20 protein-coding genes are annotated in these 25,909 nt (G+C 64.3%); 17 read left to right on the top strand and 3 right to left on the bottom strand.

The window, feature by feature from the left end:
- Nucleotides 1-321: 321 nt before the first annotated feature.
- The 8 genes from OIN59_RS05695 (at nt 322) to OIN59_RS05730 (ending at nt 11,098) form a co-directional block, all read left to right on the top strand.
- The gene (locus OIN59_RS05695) at nt 322-1,902 is read left to right on the top strand and encodes an ABC transporter substrate-binding protein (protein WP_274107964.1); all 1,581 of its coding nucleotides are present in this window, start codon (nt 322-324) and stop codon (nt 1,900-1,902) included.
- 142 nt (nt 1,903-2,044) lie between these two features.
- Nucleotides 2,045-3,025, top strand: a complete 981-nt coding sequence (locus OIN59_RS05700; protein ID WP_274107966.1) for an ABC transporter permease — start codon at nt 2,045-2,047, stop codon at nt 3,023-3,025.
- Entirely contained in the window at nt 3,025-4,242 is a 1,218-nt protein-coding gene (locus tag OIN59_RS05705) for a M20 aminoacylase family protein (protein WP_274107968.1), read from the top strand. The genes OIN59_RS05700 and OIN59_RS05705 overlap by 1 nt, the downstream gene beginning before the upstream one ends.
- A 100-nt stretch (nt 4,243-4,342) precedes the next feature.
- Nucleotides 4,343-5,926: an ABC transporter substrate-binding protein gene (locus OIN59_RS05710; protein WP_274107970.1), complete on the top strand. Its 1,584-nt coding sequence runs from the start codon at nt 4,343-4,345 to the stop codon at nt 5,924-5,926.
- A gap of 122 nt (nt 5,927-6,048) precedes the next feature.
- A complete protein-coding gene (locus OIN59_RS05715) occupies nt 6,049-6,960 on the top strand; it encodes an ABC transporter permease (protein WP_015012586.1) in 912 nt (303 codons plus the stop codon).
- A gap of 21 nt (nt 6,961-6,981) precedes the next feature.
- Nucleotides 6,982-7,968, top strand: a complete 987-nt coding sequence (locus OIN59_RS05720; RefSeq protein WP_274107974.1) for an ABC transporter ATP-binding protein — start codon at nt 6,982-6,984, stop codon at nt 7,966-7,968.
- Nucleotides 7,965-8,999, top strand: a complete 1,035-nt coding sequence (locus tag OIN59_RS05725) for an ABC transporter ATP-binding protein (protein WP_274107976.1) — start codon at nt 7,965-7,967, stop codon at nt 8,997-8,999. Before OIN59_RS05720 ends, OIN59_RS05725 begins: the two co-directional genes overlap by 4 nt.
- 431 nt (nt 9,000-9,430) lie before the next feature.
- Nucleotides 9,431-11,098: a hypothetical protein gene (locus OIN59_RS05730; RefSeq protein WP_274107978.1), complete on the top strand. Its 1,668-nt coding sequence runs from the start codon at nt 9,431-9,433 to the stop codon at nt 11,096-11,098.
- Nucleotides 11,099-11,143: 45 nt separating this feature from the next.
- On the opposite strand, the gene OIN59_RS05735 is transcribed toward OIN59_RS05730, so the two are convergent.
- Nucleotides 11,144-11,989, bottom strand: coding sequence for a MurR/RpiR family transcriptional regulator (locus OIN59_RS05735; RefSeq protein WP_274107980.1), 846 nt, complete (start codon nt 11,987-11,989; stop codon nt 11,144-11,146).
- Nucleotides 11,990-12,242: 253 nt separating this feature from the next.
- On the opposite strand from OIN59_RS05735, the gene OIN59_RS05740 reads away from it, so the two are divergent.
- The 4 genes from OIN59_RS05740 to tal are packed head-to-tail and all read left to right on the top strand — an operon-like array spanning nt 12,243 to nt 17,589.
- The gene (locus OIN59_RS05740) at nt 12,243-13,271 is read left to right on the top strand and encodes an ABC transporter substrate-binding protein (protein ID WP_274107982.1); all 1,029 of its coding nucleotides are present in this window, start codon (nt 12,243-12,245) and stop codon (nt 13,269-13,271) included.
- 51 nt (nt 13,272-13,322) lie between these two features.
- On the top strand, nt 13,323-15,521 hold the full coding sequence (locus tag OIN59_RS05745) for an ABC transporter permease (RefSeq protein ID WP_274107984.1): 2,199 nt from the start codon (nt 13,323-13,325) through the stop codon (nt 15,519-15,521).
- Between the two features lie 27 nt (nt 15,522-15,548).
- Nucleotides 15,549-16,631: an ABC transporter ATP-binding protein gene (locus tag OIN59_RS05750; protein WP_274107986.1), complete on the top strand. Its 1,083-nt coding sequence runs from the start codon at nt 15,549-15,551 to the stop codon at nt 16,629-16,631.
- 7 nt (nt 16,632-16,638) lie between these two features.
- Nucleotides 16,639-17,589: a transaldolase gene (gene tal, locus OIN59_RS05755; RefSeq protein ID WP_274107987.1), complete on the top strand. Its 951-nt coding sequence runs from the start codon at nt 16,639-16,641 to the stop codon at nt 17,587-17,589.
- A 323-nt stretch (nt 17,590-17,912) separates the two neighbouring features.
- On the opposite strand, the gene OIN59_RS05760 is transcribed toward tal, so the two are convergent.
- The gene (locus OIN59_RS05760) at nt 17,913-19,310 is read right to left on the bottom strand and encodes a sensor histidine kinase (protein WP_274107989.1); all 1,398 of its coding nucleotides are present in this window, start codon (nt 19,308-19,310) and stop codon (nt 17,913-17,915) included.
- A gap of 137 nt (nt 19,311-19,447) precedes the next feature.
- Nucleotides 19,448-20,164, bottom strand: coding sequence for a response regulator transcription factor (locus OIN59_RS05765; protein WP_274107991.1), 717 nt, complete (start codon nt 20,162-20,164; stop codon nt 19,448-19,450).
- Between the two features lie 174 nt (nt 20,165-20,338).
- Between OIN59_RS05765 and OIN59_RS05770 the strand changes: the two genes are divergently transcribed.
- The 5 genes from OIN59_RS05770 (at nt 20,339) to OIN59_RS05790 (ending at nt 25,850) form a co-directional block, all read left to right on the top strand.
- Nucleotides 20,339-21,589: an ABC transporter substrate-binding protein gene (locus OIN59_RS05770; protein WP_274107993.1), complete on the top strand. Its 1,251-nt coding sequence runs from the start codon at nt 20,339-20,341 to the stop codon at nt 21,587-21,589.
- Between the two features lie 123 nt (nt 21,590-21,712).
- Nucleotides 21,713-22,831 carry a carbohydrate porin gene (locus tag OIN59_RS05775; RefSeq protein ID WP_274108086.1) on the top strand — a complete coding sequence of 373 codons (1,119 nt, stop codon included), beginning with the start codon at nt 21,713-21,715 and terminating at the stop codon, nt 22,829-22,831.
- A gap of 192 nt (nt 22,832-23,023) precedes the next feature.
- The gene (locus OIN59_RS05780; protein WP_274107995.1) at nt 23,024-23,902 is read left to right on the top strand and encodes a carbohydrate ABC transporter permease; all 879 of its coding nucleotides are present in this window, start codon (nt 23,024-23,026) and stop codon (nt 23,900-23,902) included.
- Nucleotides 23,892-24,773 carry a carbohydrate ABC transporter permease gene (locus OIN59_RS05785; protein ID WP_274107997.1) on the top strand — a complete coding sequence of 294 codons (882 nt, stop codon included), beginning with the start codon at nt 23,892-23,894 and terminating at the stop codon, nt 24,771-24,773. The genes OIN59_RS05780 and OIN59_RS05785 overlap by 11 nt, the downstream gene beginning before the upstream one ends.
- A 3-nt stretch (nt 24,774-24,776) precedes the next feature.
- The gene (locus OIN59_RS05790) at nt 24,777-25,850 is read left to right on the top strand and encodes an ABC transporter ATP-binding protein (protein WP_274107999.1); all 1,074 of its coding nucleotides are present in this window, start codon (nt 24,777-24,779) and stop codon (nt 25,848-25,850) included.
- Nucleotides 25,851-25,909: the final 59 nt, after the last annotated feature.

The raw sequence follows: 25,909 nt of genomic DNA on the forward strand, positions 1-25,909 counted from the left end.
GACTTGTTCTCTGGCGATGCATTGCAATCTGCTGAACATCGCCTGTGGTGCTCTGCGGCTTAAGGGGGCTCAATCCAAGAAATTCCCTCGGATGAGGGGTGAGCCAGCTAGGGCTTGTTTGGGTCGGTGCTGGGGGGGGCGAACTGCGCGGGTGCAAATAGGCATGCCCGAAAAGTGGAGTTTTAGCTGGCACCAACCTTGCATAAAGGACGCTGTGTCGGCGCTGCTATAGGCCCTTCGTTGCACCGGGGATTCAGGGATTTCCCGTTGGCTATAGAGCAACCTTTACTGCATAGTAAAACTTTTAAACAAGAGGGTTCCATGAAACTCAACCACAGTCTTTTGTCGGTGGCTGCTGCTGCCGCGCTGCTGTTTACCCCTTCACTGCAGGCCAAGCCCTTCAAATGGGCCAGTCAAGGGGAAATTGCGACCTGGGACATTCACTCCCAAAACAATGCGTTGCAAAACGGCCTCCATGCCAATGTGTATGAAAGCCTGGTGTACTACAACAGCAAGACGTTTGATGTGGAGCCTGTACTGGCAACGGCGTGGAAGGAAATCAGCCCCACGCAGGTGCGTTTTACGCTGCGCCAGGGCGTCAAGTTCCATGATGGTTCATCGTTGACTACCGACGACGCCGTGTACTCCATTCAGCGAGCCATGGCCAAAACGTCCAATTTCACCCCCTACGTGCAGGGCATCAGCAAAGTGGTGAAGGTGGACGCCCAGAACTTCGATGTCATGCTGTCTTCGCCCAACCCGGTGCTGCTGCGCCAGATGACCGAGTTGCGCATCATGAGCAAGGCTTGGGCCGAGAAGAACAAGTCGGTCGAGCCCAAAGACATCAAGGGCACCGACGAAAACTTTGCCCACCGCAATGCCATGGGCACAGGGCCTTACACGCTCGATTCGTGGCAGCCTGATGTGAAGATGGTGTTCAAGCGCAACCCCAACTGGTGGGGCAAGATGGACGGCAACGTGACCGAGATTGTCTACACACCGATCAAGTCGGCGGCCACGCGCATTGCGGCGCTGTTGTCCGGCGAAGTGGACATGGTGCTGGACCCTTCACCACAGGATCTGGGTCGTCTGCGCGCCAGCCCTGATCTGAAGGTGATTGACGGCTTGGAAAACCGCACCATTTTCCTGGGCATGGATCAGTTCCGTGAAGAGTTGCCGGGCTCGAACATCAAGGGCAAGAACCCGCTCAAGGATGTGCGTGTGCGCAAGGCCTTGTACCAGGCGATTGATGCCGAGACCATTTCGCGCAACATCATGCGCGGCCTGGGCAAGCCCACCGGCACCATCGTTGCGCCGCAGGTGGCGGGCTACACCGAGGCAGTGGGTAAGCGCTTCCCGTACAGCGTGGATGCTTCCAAGAAACTGCTGGCCGAGGCCGGCTACCCGGATGGGTTCGAGGTGGATTTCGCCTGCCCCAACAACCGCTACATCAATGACGAAGCCATCTGCCAGGCCGTGACCGCCATGTGGGCGCGCGTGGGCGTGAAGGCCAAGCTGCGCACGCTGCCACTCGTCAATTACTTCCCGATGATCCAGCGCCACGAGGCCAGCATCTACATGCTGGGCTGGGGCGTGCCTACGTTTGACTCGCTGTACAGCCTACAGTCGCTGGTGCGCACCGTGGGCCAAGGCGGTGACGGCAACTACAACGTGGGTCGCTACAGCAACCAGCGCATGGACTACCTGGTGGACCGCATCAAGGCCGAGACCGATGCACCCGTGCGCGCGCGCATGCTGACCGAAGCGCTGCAACTGTCCAACGACACTGTGTCCCATATTCCTCTGCATGACCAGGTGATCCCATGGGCCATGAAGAAGAACGTAGAACTGGTGCACCGCGCAGATAACCGCGTGGACATGCGCACGGTCAAGGTGAACTGATTTATTCTTGACACACTGAAAGCAAGGGCCGTGCGGCCCTTGCTTTCTTTGGTTTGGTTTCTCGGACGACGTATTGCCCCATGGCGCCCCGGTCATCAAAAGTGACAGCGGCACCTCCATCGAACACTCACTCGACTCTCTGATGCTTGCCTTTATATTGCGCCGCCTGATACAGGCTGTGATTGTCATGGTCACGGTGGCCTTCATCTCCTTCATGCTGTTCCAGTACGTGGGAGATCCCGTGGTGTTCCTGCTGGGCCAGGATGCCACCCCTGAACAGATCCGCGAGCTGCGCAGCGCCCTCGGCCTGGACAAATCCTTCTTCGTGCAGTTCTGGCACTTTCTCGTGAATGCGGCGCAGGGCGAGTTTGGCCTGAGCCTGCGCCAGGGTGCCAAGGTGTCACGCCTGATTGCAGAGCGCTTCCCGGCTACGTTGGAGCTGGCGCTGGTAGCCGCACTCCTTGCGCTGGTGATTGGTGTGCCGATGGGCGTGTATGCCGCCCTCAAGCGTGGCACCTTCACCAGCCAGCTGTTCATGACGCTGTCATTGCTGGGCGTGTCCCTACCCACCTTCCTGATCGGTATCTTGCTGATTCTGGTGTTTGCCGTGCACCTGGGCTGGTTCCCCAGCTTTGGTCGGGGCGAAGTGGTGCAGCTGGGTTGGTGGAGCACCGGCTTGCTCAAAGCCAAGGGCTGGCACCACGTCACTCTGCCAGCGATCACGCTGGCCATCTTCCAGCTCACGCTGATCATGCGATTGGTGCGGGCCGAGATGCTGGAGGTGCTGCGTACGGACTACATCAAGTTCGCCCGGGCTCGCGGCCTGTCCAACCGGGCTATCCACTTTGGCCACGCTCTCAAGAACACGCTGGTTCCGGTGCTGACCATCACCGGTTTGCAACTGGGCGGCCTGATCGCGTTTGCCATCATCACCGAGACAGTGTTCCAGTGGCCGGGCATGGGCCTGTTGTTCATCCAGGCGGTGACCTTTGCCGATATCCCGGTGATGGCCGCCTACCTGTGCCTGATTGCACTGATCTTCGTGGTGATCAACCTAGTCGTTGACCTGTTGTACTTTGCAGTCGATCCCCGCCTGCGTGTGGGCAAGGCAGGAGGCCACTGATGCAAGGCCCTCGTCTGAAAGCCGGTGGACGGGCGTTTGCGCACATTGCCCAATACCACCCCGAGTTGACGGCATTGCGGCGTGACCTGCACGCCCACCCGGAGCTTGGTTTTGAAGAGATCTACACTGGCAAACGTGTCAAAGAAGCCCTGAAGCTCTGCGGCGTGGACGAGATCCACGAAGGCATCGGGCGCACCGGTGTGGTGGGCGTCATTCGTGGGCGCAGCACTGCCAGCGGCGGCATGGTGGGCCTGCGCGCCGACATGGACGCACTGCCGCTGACCGAACACAACGACTTTGCCTGGAAGTCCGGCAAGCAGGGCCTCATGCACGGCTGTGGCCACGACGGCCACACGGCCATGCTGATTGGTGCTGCGCGCTACCTGGCCGAAACCCGCAACTTCGACGGCACCGCCGTGCTGGTGTTTCAGCCGGGCGAAGAGGGGTTTGCCGGTGCCCGCGTGATGATGGAGGACGGGCTGTTTGACCGATTTCCGGTGCAGTCCATCTTTGCCATGCACAACTGGCCAGCGATGAAACCCGGCACCGTCGGCATCAATGCCGGGCCGATGATGGCAGCCGCCGACCGCTTCACGGTCGAGATCACCGGGCGCGGCGGCCATGGCGCACACGCCTACCAGACGGTGGACGTTGTGCTGGTGGCAGCCCACATCATCACTGCGGCGCAAAGCATCGTGTCGCGCAACGTGCGGCCCATCGACAGTGCGGTGGTCAGCCTGTGCGCGATGCAGGCGGGTGATCTGGGCGCTTTCAGTGTGCTGCCCGGCGCAGCCACGCTGGTGGGCACCGTGCGCACCTTCGACCCGCAGGTGCAGGAGATGGTCGAAAAGCGCCTCAAGGAACTGTGCAGCGCTATTGCGCTGGGTTTTGGGGCCACGGCCACCGTGCACTACGAGCGCATTTACCCCGCCACCATCAACAGCGAAAGCGAAGCGGTATTTGCAGGCGATGTGGCCGAGTCGCTGCTGGGTGCAGACCATGTGGTGCGCGACCTGGAGCCCAGCATGGGTGCAGAAGACTTCTCTTTCATGCTGCAGAACAAGCCGGGGGCGTACCTGCGCATTGGCCAGGGCACGGGGTCGAGCGGCAGCGCTTTGCACAACAGCCGTTACGACTTCAACGATGACATCCTGCCGCTGGGTGCTGCGCTGCACGCCAGCCTGATCGAGCAGGCCATGCCCTTGCCGGCACTCTGATCGGGTGCCCGGCCCTTCTCTCTCCACGCAAACACGCTTTTCACCCATCGGAAGTCTTCGTACCCTTCCGTCCCACCCTTTTCACTACCAGGAGATTTCCATGAAATTCCAGAAAAAAATCGCCGTGACCGCTCTCTTTGCTGCGTTGGCAGCGGCGAGTTTGGTAGCCCAGGCACAGACCGTGCGCATCGCAAACCAGGGCGATGCCCTGTCGATGGACCCGCACTCGCTCAATGAGTCGCTGCAACTGAGCGTGACGAGCAACGTGTATGAACCCCTGGTGGGCCGCAACAAGGACCTGAGCTTGGCGCCCGCGCTGGCGACCAGCTGGAAGCAGATTGCCCCCACCGTGTGGCGCTTCGAACTGCGCAAGGGTGTGCAGTTTCATGACGGCACGCCGTTCACAGCCGACGACGTCGTGTTCAGCTTTGCCCGCATGAAGGGCGACGGCTCCGACATGAAGGCCACCAACAGCGACATCAAGCTGGTGCGCAAGATCGATGACCACACGGTCGAGATCGACACCATGGCACCCCAGCCCATCCTGCCGGGCGTGATCACCACGTCCTACATCATGAGCAAGAAGTGGTGCGAGACCAACCAGGCCACGACCCCGGTGGACCGCCGCAAGGGCATCGAAAACGCTGCCTCGTTCCGTGCCAACGGCACCGGCCCTTATCGCCTGCGTGAGCGCCAGCCCAACGTGCGCTCCGTGTTCGTGCGCAACGGCTCCTACTGGGACAAGATCGAAGGTAACGCCACTGAAGTCGTCTTCACGCCCATCGGCAACGACGCCACGCGCGTGGCTGCCCTGCTGTCGGGCGAAGTGGACGTGATGGAGCCTGTGCCCGTGCAGGACATCGAGCGCGTCAACAGCAGCGCCAACGCCCGTGCCATCACCGGCCCCGAGCTGCGCACCATCTTCCTGGGCATGGACCAGAAGCGTGACGAGTTGCTGTACTCCAACGTCAAGGGCAAGAACCCCTTCAAGGACAAGCGTGTGCGCCAGGCCTTCTACCAGGCCATCGACATCGACGGCATCAAGAAGACCGTGATGCGCGGCGCGTCCAACCCGTCCGCACTGATGGTGGGGCCCGGCGTCAATGGCTTCCAGCCAGATGTCAAGCGCCTGCCCTATGACGTCGAGGCTGCCAAGAAGCTCATGATCGAAGCCGGCTACCCCAACGGCTTTGAAGTCACCATGAACTGCCCCAACGACCGCTATGTGAACGACGGACGCATCTGCCAGACCGTGGCGGCCAACCTGTCGCGCATCAACGTCAAGATCAACCTCGCGGCCGAGACCAAGGGCACGTACTTCCCCAAGGTGCTGCGCCGTGACACCAGCTTCTACATGCTGGGCTGGACGCCCACTACGTACGACTCGCACAACGCACTGAATGCGCTGATGATCTGCCCGGACGACAAGACCGGTGCGGGCCAGTTCAACCTGGGTGCGTATTGCAACCCCAAGCTGGACGAGCTGACCAAGAAGATCCTGGTTGAGACCGACAAGCCCAAGCGCGACGCCATGATCAAGGAAGCCTTTGACGTGCATACCGCCGACGTGGGCCACCTGCCGCTGCACCAGCAGGCGCTGGCCTGGGGCGTGAGCAAGAAGGTCAAGCTGGTGCAGATGGCCGACAACTACATGCCTTTCAAGTGGATCAGCTTGAGCAAGTAATCCCACTTGCTCTGGCCTGATCGATACGACGACAACAACAACGCCACTGGCTGATTCAAGCCCGCAACAACACCCGCGGCTACCCGCTGCGCGTGTTGTTGTCTGTTGACTGGTTTCCCACAATGAAAACTACCCTTGCCCGCTGGTTCGACAGCGACGTTGGCTACAGCTTCCGCACATCGCCGGTGGCCATGCTGGCTGCCGCCATTGCGCTGATTTGCCTGTTCTGTTCGGTGTTTGCCGGATGGGTGGCCCCCCACAACCCGTTCGACCTGACCACGCTGGAGCTGAGCGATGCGCGGTTGCCTCCTGCGTGGAGCGAAATGGGGTCCATGAAATACCCCTTGGGCACCGACGACCAGGGCCGTGACATCCTGTCCGCACTGATCTACGGTGCGCGCATCTCCCTCGTGGTGGGCATCGCTTCGGTGGTGCTCTCCGTGGTGGTGGGTGTGGCCTTCGGTCTGCTGGCCGGTTTTCGGGGAGGCTGGGTGGATGCCGTGCTCATGCGCCTGTGCGACGTGATGCTGTCCTTCCCCGCCATCCTGGTCGCGCTGCTGATTGCCGGTGTGGGCCGTGCACTGTTCCCCAACGCCCACGAGTCGCTGGCGTTCGGCGTGCTGATCCTTTCCATCTCCCTCACCGGCTGGGTGCAATATGCCCGCACGGTGCGCGGGTCCACGCTGGTGGAGCGCAACAAGGAGTACGTGCAGGCCGCCCGCGTGACGGGTGTTTCGCCACTGCGCATCATGCGCAAGCATGTGCTGCCCAACGTGATGGGCCCGGTGCTGGTGCTGGCCACCATCCAGGTGGCCACGGCCATCATCACCGAGGCCACGCTGTCCTTTCTGGGCGTGGGCGCGCCGCCCACTTCGCCGTCGCTGGGCACGCTGATCCGCATCGGCAACGACTACTTGTTCTCCGGCGAATGGTGGATCACCGTGTTCCCCGGCGCCATGCTGGTGCTGATCGCCCTCTCCGTGAACCTGCTCGGCGACTGGCTGCGTGATGCTTTGAACCCCCGCCTGCGTTGAACAAGAAGAAGTGACCTCCCCATGAGTCTCCTAGAAGTCAAAAACCTCGTTGTCGAATTCCCGAGCCGCCGCGGTACCCTGCGCGCCCTGGACGACATTTCCTTCTCCATCGCACCCGGCGAGATCCTGGGTGTGGTGGGGGAGTCCGGTGCGGGCAAGTCGCTCACCGGTGCCGCCATCATCGGCCTGCTGGAGCCACCGGGCCGTGTGGCCTCGGGCCAGATCCTGCTGGAAGGCCAGCGCATCGACAACCTCAGCAACGATGAAATGCGCCACATCCGTGGCCGCCGCATTGGCGCCATCTTTCAGGACCCGCTGACCTCGCTGAACCCGCTGTACACCGTGGGTCGCCAGCTCACGGAAACCATCCTCGCCCACCTGCCGGTCACGCCCGCCGAGGCGCGCCAGCGTGCCATCGCACTGCTGCAGGACACCGGCATTCCGGCAGCCGCCGAGCGTGTGGATCACTACCCGCACCAGTTCTCCGGCGGCATGCGCCAGCGTGTGGTGATTGCCCTGGCCCTGGCGGCCGAGCCCAAACTCATCGTGGCCGACGAGCCCACCACGGCGCTGGATGTGTCCATTCAGGCGCAGATCATCACGCTCTTGAAAAACATCTGCAAATCGCGCGGCGCCGCCGTCATGCTCATCACCCACGACATGGGCGTGATTGCCGAAACCTGCGACCGCGTGGCCGTGTTGTACGCCGGGCGCGTGGCCGAAATCGGCCCGGTGCACGATGTGATCAACCAGCCATCGCACCCCTACACCAGCGGCCTCATGGCCTCCATCCCCGACATGACGATGGACCGTGAACGCCTGAACCAGATCGACGGCGCCATGCCGCGCCTGAACGCCATTCCCCGTGGTTGCGCCTACAACCCCCGCTGCCCCAAGACCTTTGACCGCTGCATGACCGACCGCCCCGACCTGATGGACGCAGGCGCTACCCGCGCTGCCTGCTGGCTGCACGCAGGTGCCACGACAAAAGCCGAGGTGACCGCATGAGCGCCGCCGCAAACACCACGACCCCCGCCGCCGCGAAAAGCAAGGCCTTGGTGCAGGCGCATGACCTGGCCAAGACCTTTGACGTGTCTGCCCCCTGGCTCAACCGCGTGATCGAACGCAAGCCCCGCACCCTGCTGCATGCGGTGGACGGCGTGAGCTTCGAGATCGAGAAGGGCAAGACACTGGCCCTGGTGGGTGAGTCCGGCTGCGGCAAAAGCACCGTGGCGCGCCTGCTGGTGGGTTTGTATGAGCCCACACGCGGGGGCCTCACGTTCGACAACCAGGACGCGCATGCCGCCTTCAAGGGCAACGATGCCAAGGCCATGCGCCGCCGCATCCAGATGATCTTCCAGGACCCGTACGCTAGCCTGAACCCACGCTGGCTGGTGGAGGACATCATTGGTGAGCCGCTCAAGGAGCACGGCCTCATCACCGACAAGGCAGAGCTCAAGCAACGCGTGGGTGAGCTGCTGCAGTCCGTAGGCCTGTCGCCGCTGGACATGGTCAAGTACCCGCACCAGTTCTCGGGCGGCCAGCGCCAGCGCATCTCCATCGCCCGCGCCCTGGCCACCGAGCCCGAGTTTTTGGTGTGCGACGAGCCCACCAGCGCGCTCGACGTGTCGGTGCAGGCGCAGGTGCTCAACATCATGAAGGACCTGCAGCGCGAGCGGCAGCTCACCTACCTGTTCATCAGCCACAACCTGGCCGTGGTGCGCCACGTGAGCGACCAGGTGGGCGTGATGTACCTGGGCCGTCTGGTGGAGCTGGCCGACAAACACACGCTGTTCGACACCCCGCGCCACCCCTACACCCGCATGCTGCTCGATGCCATCCCCAAGATGCACGACACCGGCAAGGCGCGCACCCCCGTGCAGGGCGAGGTGCCCAACCCCTTGAACCCACCACCCGGCTGCGCCTTCAACCCCCGCTGCCCGCATGTGAATGACCGCTGCCGCACTGAGCGCCCACAGTTGCTCAGCATCGGCGGCATCCGCATTGCGTGTCATGCGGTCGAAGAAGGCCGCATTTGAAATATTGCTCCTGAAAACATAGCTGCTGGCGCTTTGTGTATAAGCGCTTGAGGTTTGTTTGATGCAATTTCTGATACCCGTGGAGTGCCTTGCTGCCCACAGGAGTCCTGTCTGAAGTCAGTCCTATCTGACCTCGGTCTGAAGTCCGTCTGAGGCCCTTGGGCCTGTGGACGCCCGACGCCACACGTTTTCCTGCGGGAGCGTGTGGCGTTGCTTTTTCTGCTGGGGAGAGTCCTGGGGGGGGACCCATGCTGGGGCCGTTTGAAAGTGTGGGGTGCCAAAAAACCCTTGGTCCTCGCAAACCGCGTGGATAAGATGCGCCGCTGCCAAAAAGCCGTGCCCTTGTTGTTGCCATGCCCCTTGACCTGGCGTGGTGCGGTACGGCCTCCGTGCTCTTTGCGTCACCGATTCTGTTCTCCGCTCCTCTCCCCATGAGTTTCTTTTTTTTGTCCCGGCCGGGCCGCCGCAGAGCCGCCGCGCCTGCCATACACACGCTGTTGTTTGTCCTCATGGGCCTGGTCCTGCTGGCGCAGGCTTCAGTGGCCCATGCCGCAGCCGAGCTGCGCACACTGATCGATGCGGACGGCAATCCGGCGACCGGCTGCAACGTGGCGACCCCGGCCGGGGTGTTCCAGGGGGCGGATCTGGCGGCCGTCACGCGCATCGACCTGGCGGCGCCCGACCCGGTAGGTGATGTGTCGCGCGAGGTCTGCCAGGGCGGGGCCCTGGTGCCCGACCCCAGTTTCGTGCCGCTGGCGCCAGTGCGCTGGCCCGTGGGCATCGACGCGGCAGGACCTCTTGTCGACGTGGTGGAGAGCTACACGCGCCTGCTGTCGCCGCCCGTCGGTGCGCGGCTGGGATTCACGGCCAGCACCACGGACGGGAGCCTGGCCCCCAGTGCCTTGTTGTCGGTGGACGGCTCCGCAGGGGGCGCCGCTGTGGTGCTGACCGCTGCACCATCGCCCGCGTTGTCGGTGCCCGTGCTGGGGTCCGGCGGCTTGCTGCTGTTGGCCTGCATGCTGTTGTTCACCACCTACCGCCACGCCCCGGTCCGCCGTTTTGCCGCGACGGGCTCGGTGTTGTGCCTGGTGTTTGCCGTGGGCCTGGCCTGGGCCGCCATCGTGCGCGATGGCGAGCCCTCGGACTGGGCCGGCGTGGCGCCGGTGGCCACGGCCTCGACCACCGGCCCGCTCCAGATCGCTGCGGTATATGCCCAGCTGCAGGGCAGCACTCTGCACCTGCGCTATGACCTGGACCTGGGTGTGCGCGACGGCACACCGCACGACGACGGCCCCTATGCGGCCACCGTGGGCACAGCCCTGCCGGTGCCTGCGCCCGGTGTGCTGGCCAACGACACGCTGGGTTCACCGGCCATGGAGGTGCGCGAGTTCCGCGTGCAGGGCGCGACCAGCACCACGCCGGTGGGCGGCTCCGTGGGGTTTGCGGGCAGCACGCTCACGGTGAATGCCGACGGCGCGTTTACCGTGGGGGCGCCCACCGTGCCCGGCCTGTTCCGCTTCGAGTACCGCGCGCGCAACCGCTTCAAGAACGGAGGCTGGGGTATGGCCACCGTGGCGGTGGCCGCCACCCCGGTCGTGTGTGGCGACGCGGTGCGCGCTGGCTCCGAGGTCTGCGACGACGGGAACACCGTCTCGGAAACCAGCTGCACCTATGGGACACCGACCTGCACGACTTGCAATGCCACCTGCAGTGGGGTGCTGAGTCTCGCGGGCGGCTTCTGCGGCGATGGCGCGGTCAACGGGCCCGAGGTCTGCGACGATGGCAACAACACCACCGAAACCAGCTGCCCTTACGACTCGCCGGCCTGCACGGTCTGCAATGCCACCTGCAGCGCCACCTTGAGCCTTTCGGGAGGCTTTTGTGGCGATGGCATTGTCAATGGGCCCGAGGTCTGCGACGACGGCAACAGCGTCACCGAAACCAGCTGCCCCTACGGAATAGGCAACTGCTCGGCTTGCAATGCCTCGTGCTCCGCAACGCTGAACCTGGTGGGCGCTTTCTGCGGCGATGGCATCGTCAATGGCGTCGAGGCCTGCGACGGCACGCCGGGCTGCACCAACATCTGTACGTTGCAGTGATGCGGTGCTGACGGCGCAGAAGGCGCCGGGCAGCCCCGCTGTCGGCTATGCGTAGCGCTTGGCCCGCAGGTTTTCTTTCATCTGCTGCAGGATGGGCTGCAGCGAGCTGCCGATGCGCAGCGCCACGCAGGTGGCCAGCACGTCGATGATGAGCAAGTGCATCAGGCGCGACACCATGGGGCTGTAGCGGTCGTAGCCCTCGGGGTGGTCGGCCGCCAGGTGGATCTGGCAGGTACTGGCCAGCGGGGAGCCACTGGCGGTGATGACGATGGTGGTGGCGCCGTTGCGGCGGGCGATATCGGCGGCATCCATCAGGTCACGCGTGCGGCCGGAGTTGGAGACGATCACCGCGCAGTCGCCCAGGCCGAGCAGGGTGGCGCTCATCACCTGCATGTGGCCGTCGCTGCTGGCGATGGAGGTGACGCCCAGGCGAAAGAACTTGTGCTGTGCGTCCTGCGCCACGATGCCCGAGTTGCCCACGCCGTAGAACTCGATGCGCTTGCCCTTCTTCCAGGTGTCGGCAATGGCGTCTGCCGCGCGTTCGATGGCCACGGTGCTGGCGGCGTTGCGGTATTGCAGGAAGGCCGCCACCGCGTTGTCCACCACCTTCACCAGCACGTCGCCGGTCTTGTCGTCGGCATCCACGCTGCGGTGGATGAAGGGCACCCCCTCGCTCACGCTGCCTGCCAGCTTGAGCTTGAAGTCCGCCAGCCCGTCGTAGCCCATGCTGCGGCAAAAACGCACTACGGTGGGCTTGCTCACATGTGCACGCTCGGCCAGCTCGCGCACGGGCAGGCGGGCGAAGGTGCGCGGGTCGGTCAGCACCAGCTTGCCCACGCGCTGTTCGGCGGGGGCCAGCGAGGGCAGGGAGGCGGTGATGCGGTCGAGCATGTCAGTCTGTGAAGGCAGGGCAGGCTGCGCAGGGGCCTTGGAAAGGGCTTGGGTGGACGCTTCATCCACCGGCTGTGCGCGCGGCGGTAGGTCATCTGCGTTTAATGTAACTCGGTTCCCAAAGGTATGGGGTCCGCGCAATCCCTGCCTTTCAACCTGCTTGCACCGGGCCTGGGCGTTTCCCCCCTGGCCCCTGTGGGCCCTGCACGCATAGCATCCTCCATCACGTTATCCAGATACTGAGGAGCCATCCATGCGCAAACCCTTGCTGACAAAACTTCTGGCCGGTGCGGCCCTGGCGGCCGCTGCATCGGGCAGCTGGGCCCAGGGGCAGGTCAACATCATCTGCTCGGTGCAGGCCGAGTGGTGCAACCTGATGTCCACCGTGTATGCCAAGACCACGGGCACCAAGGTCAACATGACGGCCAAGGGCTCGGGCGAGGCGCTGGCCCAGCTCAACGCCGAGCGCGCCAACCCCAAGACCGACATCTGGTTTGGCGGCACGGGCGACCCCCACCTTCAGGCGGCCGAGCAGGGCCTCACGCTCGAATACAAGTCGCCCCAGCTCGCGCAGCTCTACCCCTGGGCGCAAAAACAGGCCGCCGATTCCAAGTACCGCACCGTGGGCGTGTATCTGGGCCCGCTGGGCTTTGGCTATAACAAGGAGCTGCTGGCCAAGCGCAAGCTCAACCCGCCGCAGTCGTGGGCCGACCTGCTCAAGCCCGAGTTCAAGGGCGAGGTACAGATGGCCAACCCCGCATCAAGCGGCACGGCCTACACCATGATCGCCACGCTGGTGCAGATCATGGGCGAGGAAAAAGCGTTCGAATACCTCAAGGCCCTGCACCCCAACATCAGCACCTACACCCGCTCGGGCACCGCGCCGGTCAAGGCCGCAGCGCGTGGCGAAACCACGGTGTCGGTGAGCTTTGTGCACGACGTGACCACCGAGGCGGTCAACGGCTTCCCCGTGGGCTCGGTCACGCCTTCTGAAGGTACCGGCGCTGAGGTGGGCTCGATGAGCATCGTCAAGAACGGCCCCAACACCGAGGCTGCCAAGAAGTTCTACGAATGGGCGCTCACGCCCGGCGGCCAGCAGTTTGGCCTCGCGGCCAAACAGTTCCAGCTGCCCAGCAACACGCAGGTGCCCAAAGACCCGCGCATGACCGACCCGGCCAAGATGAAGCTCATCAACTACGACTACGCCAAGTACGGCGCCAGCGCCGAGCGCCGCCGCCTGATTGCGCGCTGGGAAAAAGACGTGCAGAACGCAGCGCGCTGAGGGGCGGTGGTGTCGGCAGCAGCCGCGGCGGCGCACGCAACCCTTCGAACCATGGCTCGCAGCGCTTCGGTCAACCGGCCCCTGTGGGTCTGGCTGGCCATCGGCGTGCTGGGGTACCTGGTGTTCCCCTGGTATGCGCAGCAGGACGCCAACGGCCTGCTGGCGGTGGGCCAGGTTTTCAGCAGCGAACAGGCCGCCAACGGTCTGATGCAGGCAGCCCTGTTCGGCCGTCCCTGGCTCTGGCTGGGGCTGGCCGGGCTGGTGGTGGCGGGCCTGGGGGCCTGCCTGCCGGCCGGGCGCAAGCAGGGCGCCGTGCTGGTGGCCGGGGGCACGCTGGGGCTGCTGGCGCTGTTGCTCAGTGGCTTTGCGATCGGCGCGCGTGGCTGGGCGTTTGAGTGGATGAACACCAGCCTGGGTGAGCTGGGCGCACGCCAGCCGGGCATGGGCTGGGGCGGGTTTGTGGTGCTGTCGGCACTGCTGGTGCTGCTGTCGTTCGGCGTGGCGCGGCGGGGCTTCTTCAAGGGCGATCTGTTCGTGGCTGCGGCGGTGGTGGGCTGCGGCAGCCTGCTCGCGCTGTTCATCGTGTTCCCGGTGCTCAAGGCGCTGTCGGCCGCTTTTTTCCTCGAAGACGGCCCGTTCTCGCTGGCCGTGGTGTGGGAGCGCATCGCGCACGAGCGCAACTTCAGCCTGTCGTGCCTGGCGGGTGGTCAGCGCTGCGGCGTGGCCTGGAACACACTGTTCCTGGGGCTGATGACGGCCACCAGCACCACGCTGCTGGGCAGCTTCATGGCGCTGATGGCCGAGCGCGCCTCGCGCCGCTATGCGCGGCCGTTGAACATCGTCGCGCTGCTGCCCATCATCACGCCGCCGTTTGTGGTGGGCCTGGGGCTCATCCTGTTGTTTGGCCGCGCCGGGGTGTTCAACCAGTTTCTGGAATACGCGTTCGGCGTCACGCCCACGCGCTGGTTCTACGGCTGGCTGGGCGTGTGGGTGGCGCAGACCTTTGCGTTCACGCCCATCGCCTTCATGATCATGCGCGGCGTGGTGCAGGGCGTGGCACCCAGCCTGGAAGAGGCTGCGCAAACACTGCGCGCCAGCCCGCACCGCACCTTCATGACCGTGACCCTGCCGCTGCTCAAGCCGGGCCTGGCCAATGCGTTTCTGGTGGGCTTCATCGAAAGCATGGCCGACTTCGGCAACCCCATCGTGGTGGGCGGGCAGTTCTCGGTGTTGTCCACCGAAATCTTCTTCGCCATCGTCGGCGCGCAGTACGACCAGGGGCGTGCGGCGTCGCTGGCCTGGATCCTCACGTTCTTCGCGCTCACCGTGTTTGCGATCCAGCGCGGGCTGCTGGGCAAGCAGAACTTCACCACCGTGTCGGGCAAGGGCGATGCAGGCATTGCCATGCCGCTGCCTACCGGTGTGCGGCGCGTGGTGCACTCGATCGCGCTGCCGTGGATGGCGTTCACCCTCATCGTCTACCTGTTTGCGCTGGCAGGCGGTTTTGTGCAGACCTGGGGGCGCGACTACACCATCACGCTGGCGCACTTTCGCACGGCTTTCAGTGTGGAGTGGGGCGAGTTTGGTGTGGTGTGGGCGGGCACGGCGTGGAACTCGTTCTTCACCACGATCAAGCTCGCCGCCGTCTCGGCGCCGCTCACGGCCACGCTGGGAATCGGCATTGCGTGGCTGCTGGCGCGCACCGAGTTCCGGGGGCAGGGGGTGTTTGAGTTCGCGGCGCTGCTGGCTTTTGCCATTCCCGGCACGGTGCTGGGCGTGAGCTACATCCTGGCGTTCAATGTGCCGCCGTTCGAGCTGACGGGCACGGCCCTCATCATTGTGCTGTGCTTCATGTTCCGCAATTTGCCGGTGGGCGTGCGGGCGGGCACGGCGGCGTTCAAGCAACTGGACCGGTCGCTCGATGAAGCGTCCGTCATGCTGCGCGCAGGCAGTGTGCAGACGCTGCGCCATGTGGTGCTGCCCTTGCTCAAGCCCGCCCTGGTGGCGGCCTTGGTCTACAGCTTTGTGCGCGCCATCACCACCGTGAGCGCGGTGATCTTCCTGGTTACGGCCGAAAACGAACTGGCCACCACCTACATCATTGGCCGCGTGGGCAATGGCGACTATGGCGTGGCGCTGGCCTACTGCACGGTGCTCATCGTCCTCATGTCGGCCTCTATCGGACTCATTCAGCTGCTGGTGGGTGACCGCAAACTGGGCCGCCGTGGAGCCGCTCCCGCTGCGCACTGACCCCTCTGACAAAAAAGAAAACACGCCATGAACAACAATGACGCGGGCATCGTGTTCCGCAACATCACCAAGCGCTACGGCAGCGACAGCAGCGCGGCCCTGGCCGTCAAGGGCATCAGCTTTGAGGTGCCGCGCGGCACGCTCACCACCATCCTCGGCCCCTCGGGCTGCGGCAAGACGACTACCTTGCGCATGATTGCGGGGCTCGAATCGCCCACCTCGGGCGAGATCTTCATTGCCGGCAAGGACGTGACCACACTCGGCCCCGCGCAGCGCAACGTGAGCATGATGTTCCAGAGCTACGCGCTGTTCCCTCACATGAACGTGGTGGAGAACGTGATGTACGGCCTGCGCATGTCGGGTCAGCCCAAGGAGCAGGCGCGCACCAAGGCGGTGGAGGCGCTGCGCGGCGTGGGCCTGGTGGGCTATGACGACCGCCTGCCCAGCGAACTGTCGGGCGGCCAGCAGCAGCGCGTGGCGCTGGCGCGCGCGCTGGTGCTGGAGCCCGAGGTGCTGCTGTTCGACGAGCCTTTGTCCAACCTGGACGCCCGCCTGCGCCGCGAGATGCGCGAAGAGATCCGCGCGCTGCAGCAGCGCCTGTTGCTCACGGTGGCCTACGTCACACATGACCAGGCCGAGGCCATGGCGGTGAGCGACCAGATCATCGTGATGAACCAGGGACTGATCGCGCAAAAGGGATCGCCCCGCGCGCTGTATGAAACGCCGCACAGCGAGTTCGTCGCGGGCTTCATGGGTGAGGCCATGTTGTTCCCGGCCGTGGCAGACCTTGATGGCACGGTAGCTCTTGGCCCGCTGGTGCTGCGCCCCCGCATGGCGGTGAAGAGCGGCCCGGTGAAGGTGGCGGTGCGGCCCGAAGCCTGGCGCATTCACCGCCAGGGCGCGGGCCTGCTGCCCGCACGGCTGGACAAGCGGGCCTACCTGGGCGCGGTGCACGAATACACCTTCGACACCGCGCTGGGCCACATTTTTGTGGTGTCGTCTGACCTGGACGATGTGCTGGCCGTGGGTGATGACGTGCAGCTGAGCCTGGGTGCGCACGGCGTATCGGTGGTTGGTAGTACCGAAGGCGCTCAGCGCGATGCGGAATAATGGCGCCATGACGAACCAACTCGACGCTCTCAAACAGTTCACCACCGTGGTTGCCGACACCGGCGACTTCAAGCAACTGGCGCAGTTCCAGCCCCAGGATGCCACCACCAACCCGTCGCTGATCCTCAAGGCCGTGCAAAAGCCCGAGTACGCGCCGCTGCTGCAAGACACCGTAGCGCAGTGGACGGGCCGCCCGATGGACGAGATCATCGACCGCCTGCTGGTCCGTTTTGGCCGCGAGATCCTCGCCACCATCCCCGGCCGTGTTTCCACCGAGGTCGATGCCCGCCTGAGCTTTGACACCAGCGCCACCGTCACGCGCGCCGAACGCATCATCGAGCTGTACCAGGCCGAAGGCATCCACATCGACCGCGTGCTCATCAAGATCGCAGCCACGTGGGAAGGCATCCAGGCCGCCGAGCAACTGGAGCGCAAGGGCATCCACACCAATCTCACGCTGCTGTTCTCGTTCGCCCAGGCCGTGGCCTGCGGCCAGGCCAAGGTGCAACTGATCTCGCCCTTCGTGGGCCGCATCTACGACTGGTACAAGAAGCAGGCGGGCGCGAGCTGGGACGAGGCTGCGCGTGCCGGTGCCAACGACCCGGGCGTTCAGTCGGTCACGCAGATCTACAACCACTACAAACGCTTTGGCATTGCCACCGAGGTGATGGGCGCGAGCTTCCGCAACGTGGGCCAGATCACGGCGCTGGCTGGGTGTGACCTGCTGACCATTGCGCCCGAGCTGTTGGCGCAACTGGCTGCGAGCGATGCGCCGTTGCAGCGGGCGCTGGATGCGGAGGCTGCCAAGGGAATGGACCTGCCTGCGGTGAACTATGACGAGGCGGGGTTTCGGTTTGCGCTGAATGAGGATGCGATGGCGACCGAGAAATTGGCTGAGGGGATTCGGGCGTTTGCGGTGGATGCTGTGAAGCTGGAGAAGTTGATCCTCGCGGCTTGAGGTCAGGCTTATTTTGGTGAGCGGCTGGTGCCTGGGTTGCAGGTGCTGGCCGCTTTTGTTTTTTGCCATTCACAAAGCAGTGCGCTGATTTAGCCGCATGCTTGTGGTGATGGCGGAGGCCGGGCGACTCCCGGCCTCTGCCCTCAACCCAGGCACGCAACCCGATGTCCGCACCAGCCTCCACAGGCTCAGCGCGCACAACAGCCCAGTCAGACCGTCAATTCGTGCCGGAAATCTCCAGCCCCGCAGTGAAGGTTGTCACTATAAAAATCATAGCTGCCAAGGCATGATTCACTAGCGCAACCGGCCAAAAAGACCAAAATTCACCCCGCAGGCAACCGCATCCCCACCCGCAACCCCTTCGGCACCAGCCCCTCCGCCACCGTCCGCCCCCCGTGCCGCAGCGCGATCTCTTCCACGATCGACAGCCCCAGCCCACAACCCCCCGCCTTGTCCGACCCGCGCCAGAACCGCGCAAACAGGTCGCCCAGGTGCTCGGCGGGCACACCCGGCCCGTCGTCTTCCACCACCAGCAGCGCCCAGTGCCCGGGCTCTTCGTGGCCCACGCGCACCGTGATGGTGGCGCCGGGGCCTGCGTAGTGCAGTGCGTTGTCGATGAGGTTGTTCAACGCCTCGCGCAGCAGCAGCGGGTGGCCTTGCGCGGGCAGGTGGTCCACGCCCTCGTAGCCCAGGTCCATGCCCTGGGCCAGGGCGCGGGCGGCCCATTCGCGGGCCACCTCGCGGGCCAGCGCGGCGAGGTCAATGGACTGCATCACCACGTTCGACTCCGATCGCGCCAGCTGCAGCAGTTGGTGCACCAGGTGAGCACTGCGTTGTGCGGCCGACAGCACCTTCTGCAGGCGGGCCTGTACCTCTGGTTCGTGGCTCTCGTGCAGCGCCAGCTCGGTCTGGCCGATCAGGCCTGCGAGCGGCGTGCGCAGCTGGTGTGCGGCGTCGTTCAGAAAACGCTTTTCCTTTTGCTGACCACGCGCCACGGTCTCCAGCAGACGGTTGATGGTGCTGGCCAGCGAATGCACCTCTTGGGGGGCTGAGGTCAGTTCGATGGGCGGCAGCGGCGTGGTGCCCGTGTGGGGCAGTGCGCCCGCGCGCTCGATTTGCGCCTCCAGACGCTTGAGCGGCTGCAGGCCGCGCAGCACGCCCGCGTACACCACGGCGCTCAGGGCCAGGCCCATCAAGCCCATGGGGAACACCATGCGCTCCAGCAACTCCTGCGCAATGCGTTCGCGCACCGTGAGGCTCTGGGCCACCTGCACGCGCAGGCGCTGGCGGGTGGAGGCGGTGCCGTAGTCCACGTCCAGCAAGGCCACGCGCACGGGTTTGTCGTCCACCCGCGCCTGGTACAAAAACGCCTCGCCCACCGCCACATCGACCTGGGCGGGCGGTGGCGGCAGCTGCGCGTTGCCCAGCAGAAAGCGGCCGGGCGGGGACGACACCATGTAGGTGATGCGGTCGGCCGGGTCCTGCTCCAGGATGTCCTGCGCGGCCTTCGGAAAGTCCACCAGCAGCCCATCGCCAATCGGTTTGATCTGCCGCGCCAGCGCCCGCACCGACTGGGTCAGCGTCTGGTCAATGCCCTTCTCGCCGTTCTGCAGCGCAATGCGCCACGCCAGAAAACCGCCCGACAGCCACAGCACCAGCTGCGGCAGCAGCAGCCACAGCAGCAGTTTGCGTTGAAGAGAAACACCCGGGACGTGACGCATGAATGGCCGTAAGAATTAAACGACGCGCGTCTCGCAACTGGCGCGACCAAGGCCAGTGCCGCCGCGCAAGGGCCGCCCCGCCGCGCTGGCGGCGTCCCCCCCATGGGGGGAAGATGCGCAGCATCTCAGGGGGGGCTTCATGGCTTATTCAGCATGTACCCCAGCCCCCGGATATTGCGGATCACCAGGTTGGACTGGTCGAGCTTCTTGCGCAGGCGGTGCACATACACCTCCAGCGCATTGGAGTTCAGCGGGGCGGCGGTTTGGCCGGGCTCGGGCGGGCTGGCGCGCCAGGCGGCCAGCACGTCGTCGCGCGTGACGACCTCGCCGCAGCGGTGTGCCAGCAGCTCCAGCAGCTCCCACTCGCGCTGGGTCAGCTCCAGCAGGTCGCCGTTCAGGGCGGCGGCATGGCTGGCGTGGTCCAGCACCAGCGGGCCGACGGTGGTGCTGGCGATGCCAGCCGCGCTGCTGGCCTGGGTGAAGGCGGGTTGCCGCGCGCGGCGCAGCATGGCCTGCAGGCGGGCCTGCAGTTCCTGCATGTTGAAGGGCTTGGTGATGTAGTCGTCGGCCCCGGCGTTGAGGCCCAGCACGCGGTCGTCGACGCCGTCGCGGGCGGTGAGGATCAGCACGGGCAGGCCGGCGATGTGCGCGCGGGCCCAGGTCAGTAGCTCCATGCCGTCGGCGCCGGGCAGGCCCAGGTCCAGGATGATGCCGTCCACCGCCTGCGTCTGCAAAAGCGCCATGGCCTGCGCCACGCTGCTGGCCGTGCAGACGCTGTAATCGAGTTGCTTGAGCTGGCCGGTGAGCGCGTCGAGCAGGAGGGCGTCGTCTTCGACAATCAGTATCGTGGCCATGGATTGAGCATAACAAAGCACCCCGCAACAGGCCCGCTGTGGCCCGGCTGCGACTCTCAGGGAAAGCCCTGAGAATTAAATTAATTATTGTAATTAAAGTACCAACTGCGCTGAACGGCACCGGTATCACGGCGCAGCAACGGATTCATAAAACAACGTCGAGGAGACAAGGGTATGTGGAAGATGACAAAGATCGCCGCACTGGCGGTGGGCCTGGCGGCCGCGATGTCTGCCAGCGCGGGGGAGGTCGAGGTCCTGCACTACTGGACATCGGGCGGCGAGGCCAAGTCGGCCGCCGAGCTCAAGAAGATCATGCAGTCCAAGGGCCACACCTGGCGCGACTTTGCCGTGGCGGGCGGCGGTGGCGACAGCGCCATGACGGTGCTCAAGAGCCGCGTGATCTCGGGCAACCCGCCCTCGGCAGCCCAGGTCAAGGGCCCCGCCATCCAGGAATGGGCGTCCGAAGGCGTGCTGGCCAATGTCGATGCGCTGGCCAAGACCGAAAAGTGGGATGACGTGCTGCCCAAGGTGGTCGCCGACGTGATGAAGTACAAGGGCAGCTACGTGGCGGCCCCGGTCAACGTGCACCGCGTGAACTGGCTGTGGGCCAGCTCCGATGCGCTCAAGAAGGCTGGCGTGGCCAGCATGCCCAAGACCTGGGACGAGTTCTTTGCCGCTGCCGACAAGCTCAAGGCCGCAGGCCTGATCCCCGTGGCCCATGGCGGCCAGAACTGGCAGGACTTCACGACCTTTGAATCCGTAGTGCTGGGCGTGGGTGGTGCCAAGTTCTACCAGGACGCGCTGGTCAAGCTGGACGACAAGGCCATCAACAGCGACACCATGAAAAAGTCGCTGGAGACCTTCCGCCGCATCAAGACCTACACCGACCCAGGCGCTCCCGGCCGCGACTGGAACCTGGCCACGGCCATGCTGATCCAGGGCAAGGCGGGCTTTCAGCTGATGGGCGACTGGGCCAAGGGCGAATTCATTGCCGCCAACAAGGCGCCGGGCAAGGACTTCCAGTGTGCGGCGGCACCGGGCACGGCCAACGCGTTCACCTTCAATGTGGACTCGTTCATCCTGTTCAAGCTCAAGGACGCAGCGGCGCAGAAGGCGCAGAGCGACCTGGCCAGCTCCATCATGAGCCCCGAGTTCCAGGAGGTGTTCAACCTCAACAAGGGCTCGATCCCTGTGCGCGCCGGACAGAAGATGGACAAGTTTGACGACTGCGCCAAGCTGTCCAGCAAAGACTTTGCCGACACTGCCAAGAGCGGTGGCCTGGTGCCCAGCGTGGCCCATGGCATGGCGATTGCACCCGCCATCGAAGGGGCGATCAAGGATGTCGTCAGCCAGTTCTGGAACGACGACAAGGTGAGCGTTGCCGACGCCATGAAGAAGATCGCGACCGCCGCGAAGACCAAGTAAGCCGTGTACGACACACGTACCTACACGCACTAAAACCAACCCCAGAGGGATCCCATCATGAAGACAAGAAACCGCCTCACGGCGGTGGCTTTGGCCGCCGCATGCGCGAATGGCGCCTTTGCTATGGACGTAGCAGGCTTTGAGTTCAACGGCTACTCCCGCGGTGGCCCGGTGTTCAACCACGAAGATGGCGTCAAGGGCAACCTGACGCTGGGCGGTGAACTGCAGAAGTACCGCCTGGGCAACGAGGGCGACAACGGCATCGAAGTCAACTTTGCCAAGGGCTTCGAGGCCGGTGGCATCAACTGGAAGGTGAACTACATGCCCGCCAAGTGGGGCAGTGGCGACATCAGCACCGAACAGGCGTTTGTGGAAATGAGCGGCTTCTCGTTCTCGCCCGAGGCCAAGTTCTGGGTCGGCCAGCGCCGCCTGCGTATCCAGGACGTGCACATCGTCGATTACTTTTTGCTGAACTACGGTGACAACATCGGCGCCGGTGTGACCGACGTGCCTGTGGGTGGCATGAAGCTGGGCCTGGGCGTGTTCTCTGGCGACAAGTTTGACGGTGGCCTGCCCAACAACGTGAAGGCGCACCGCATCAACGCCGACCTGTCTGACATCAACACCAACCCCGGCGGCAAGCTGCGGGTGCTGCTGACGGCTGTGGGTGGCAAGGGCCAGGTCAACGGCGGCTCGGGTTCGGGCATCTCCCTCATGCACACGCAAAAGGAGTTTGTGCTGCCCAGTATCAGCAACACGCTGTACCTGCAGACATCGCGCGGCCACGCCCGCATCGACGGGGAGTTTGAGGCCATCGAGGGCACCAGCGCTGGCAAGCGCGCCACCCGCATCGCCGACTCCATCAACTGGCAAAGCGGCCCGTTTGGCGGCCAGGCCCTCATTGGCTACCAGACCAATAAGGCCGACCTGACCGGTGTGGAAACCAAGGACTTCTCGCTGGGCGGCCGTGGCTCGTACGCGTTCACCAAGAACTTCAAGGGTCTGGTGGAGCTGTCCACCACCACCCGCAAGGGCGCTGGCGCCGACCAGCGCCTGTCCAAGGTCACGCTGGCAGGCGCCCTGGCCCTGTCGGAAGACTTCTGGTCGCGCCCCGAGTTGCGTCTGTATGTGACCAAGGCCAACTGGAACCAGGCGGCGGCTGTGGCCAACGCAGGCACCTTTGGCGCCAATGGCAAGACCTCGCGCACGCTGGTGGGCGTGCAGTACGAGGTGTGGTGGTAAGAGAGTGAGTAGCGAGTTAGTTTGAGGTAGACACTTTGTTCATTGGGGGGTGCTCTGTGCGCACCCCCCTTTTTTCATGTGAAGCACAGTGGATGTGCGAACGAGTGAAACAGTGATTGGTAGAGACACCGCGTATGGCGCATATAGCGCTTGAAGCGTATGCAGTGCGTACGCAAGAGAGATTCGCAAGCAATGAAGAATTCCTTTGAAACCTGGCTGCCCAGGCTGGTGGTGGCCCCGGCGTTTGTGCTGGGTTTTGCCTTCATCTATGGCCTCATGGTGTGGAACGGCGTGCTCAGCCTCACCGCATCGCGCATGCTGCCCAACTACGAATGGGCGGGCCTGGCGCAGTACGAGCGCCTGTGGGAGATGGACCGCTGGTGGGTCGCCTTGAAGAACCTGGGCATTTTTGGCGTGGGCTACGTGGGCGGCTCGCTGGTGATTGGCGTGGTGCTGGCCGTGCTGCTGGACCAGAAGATCCGCGCCGAGGGTGCGCTGCGCACCATCTACCTGTACCCCATGGCGCTGTCGTTCGTGGTGACGGGCACGGCCTGGAAGTGGCTGCTGAACCCCGGCCTGGGCATCGAAAAGATGGTGCGCGACTGGGGCTTCACGAACTTTGAATTTGGCTGGCTGGTGGACACCGAGATGGCGATCTACTGCGTGGTCATCGCAGGCATCTGGCAAAGCGCCGGGTTTGCCATGGCACTGTTCCTGGCCGGGCTGCGCGGCATCGACGACAGCATCATCAAGGCTGCGCAGGTTGATGGTGCCTCGCTGCCGCGCATCTATTGGCGCATCGTGCTGCCCGCGCTGCGGCCGGTGTTTTTCTCCACGCTCATGGTGCTGTCGCACCTGGCGATCAAGAGCTTTGACCTGGTGATGGCGCTCACGGCGGGCGGCCCTGGTTTTGCCACCGACGTGCCCGCCACCTTCATGTACACCATGTCGTTCTCGCGCGGGCAGATTGGTCTGGGCGCGGCCAGCGCCACCATGATGCTGGCCACCGTCGCGGCCCTGGTGATTCCTTACCTTTACAGCGAACTGCGGAGCAAACCCCATGACCGCTAAGCCCTCGGTGTCTTCATCCCTTTTCCCGTCGGTGGGTCGCCTGCTGGTCTATGGCGTGCTGGTCCTGGCCACCGCGTTCTTTCTGCTGCCGCTGTACGCCATGCTGGTCACCTCGTTCAAGGACGCCGAGGAGATCCGCAGCACCTCGCTGCTGGCACTGCCCGCTGCGCTGAACTGGTCGGCCTGGGGCACGGCCTGGCAGAGCGCCTGCACGGGCGTGGACTGCAACGGCCTGCGCCCGTTTTTCTGGAACTCGGTGGCCATGGCCGTGCCAGCGGTGCTGATCTCCACCGTGTGGGGCGCGCTCAATGGCTATGTGCTGAGCCTGTGGAAGTTTCGTGGCAGTGACACGCTGTTTGGCCTGCTGCTGTTTGGCGTGTTCATGCCCTTCCAGGTGGTGCTGTTGCCCATGAGCCAGGTGCTGGGCTGGCTGGGGCTGTCCAGCTCCATCACCGGGCTGGTGCTAGTGCACTGCCTGGCGGGCCTGGCAGGCACCACGCTGTTCTTTCGCAACTACTACGCGGCCATCCCCAAGGAACTGGTGAACGCGGCGCGCATGGATGGGGCCAGCTTTTTCCAGATCTTCTGGCGCATTGTGTTGCCGCTGTCCACGCCCATCGTCATGGTCACGCTGATCTGGCAGTTCACCAACATCTGGAACGATTTTCTGTTCGGCGTGGTGTTCTCGGGCACCGAGTCCAAGCCCATCACCGTGGGCCTGAACAACCTGGCCAACACCAGCAGCAGTGTGAAGGCCTACAACGTGGACATGGCGGCCGCGATCATTGCGGGTTTGCCCACGATGGTGATTTATGTGCTGGCGGGTAAATTTTTTGTGCGCGGGCTGACGGCCGGCGCGGTGAAGGGATAAATCATGGCGTCATCACTCGACATTGCAGGCATCAACAAGCGCTTTGGCAAGGGCGACAAGAGCGTGGAGGTGCTGCGCAAGGTGGACATCCACGTCGCGCCCGGCGAGTTCCTCATCCTGGTTGGTCCCTCGGGCTGCGGCAAGTCCACGCTGCTCAACATCATTGCGGGGCTCGATGAACCCACCGAGGGCGAGATCCGCATCGGTGGCAAGAACGTGGTGGGCATGCCCCCGCGCGATCGCGACATCGCCATGGTGTTCCAGAGCTATGCGCTGTACCCCACGCTGAGCGTGGCCGACAACATCGGCTTTGCGCTGGAGATGCGCAAGATGCCCAAGGCCGAGCGCCAAAAGCGCATCGACGAAGTCGCGGCCATGCTGCAGATCAGCCACCTGCTGGACCGCAGGCCCAGCCAGCTCTCGGGCGGGCAGCGCCAGCGTGTGGCCATGGGGCGGGCGCTGGCGCGCCAACCGCAGTTGTTTTTGTTTGACGAGCCGCTGTCCAACCTGGACGCCAAGCTGCGCGTGGAGATGCGCGCTGAGATCAAGCGCTTGCATCAGGCCAGCGGCATCACCAGCGTGTATGTGACGCACGACCAGGTCGAGGCCATGACCCTGGGCTCGCGCATCGCGGTGATGAAGGGCGGTGTGGTGCAGCAGCTGGGCACGCCGGACGACATCTACAACCGCCCGGCCAACACCTATGTGGCCACCTTCATTGGCTCGCCCACCATGAACCTGCTGCGCGGTGCCGCCACGGGCGGGCAGTTTGGCATTCAGGGCGCAGCGTTGAACCTGGCGCCTCCATCCCGCACACAAAGCAGTGCCAACGAAGTGTTGCTGGGCGTGCGCCCCGAGCATCTGGTGATGCAAGAGACTGCCCCCTGGCGCGGCAGGGTCAGCGTGGTGGAGCCCACGGGCCCCGATACCTATGTGGTGGTGGACACTGCTGCTGGCAGCGTCACGTTGCGCACCGACGCCCAAACCCGCGTGCAGCCCGGCGACACCGTGGGCCTGGCGGTAGAGCCCGCCAATGCCCACTGGTTTGACGCCAGCAGCGAGAATCGGCTGGCGTGACCTGCGCGGCGCAAGCGCCGCCGGATCGTTGCATCTGATTGCTATTGAAACAATAGCTG

It is taken from the genome of Acidovorax benzenivorans, assembly GCF_028680575.1.
In the GTDB taxonomy this organism is placed as follows: Bacteria; Pseudomonadota; Gammaproteobacteria; order Burkholderiales; family Burkholderiaceae_C; genus Acidovorax; species Acidovorax benzenivorans.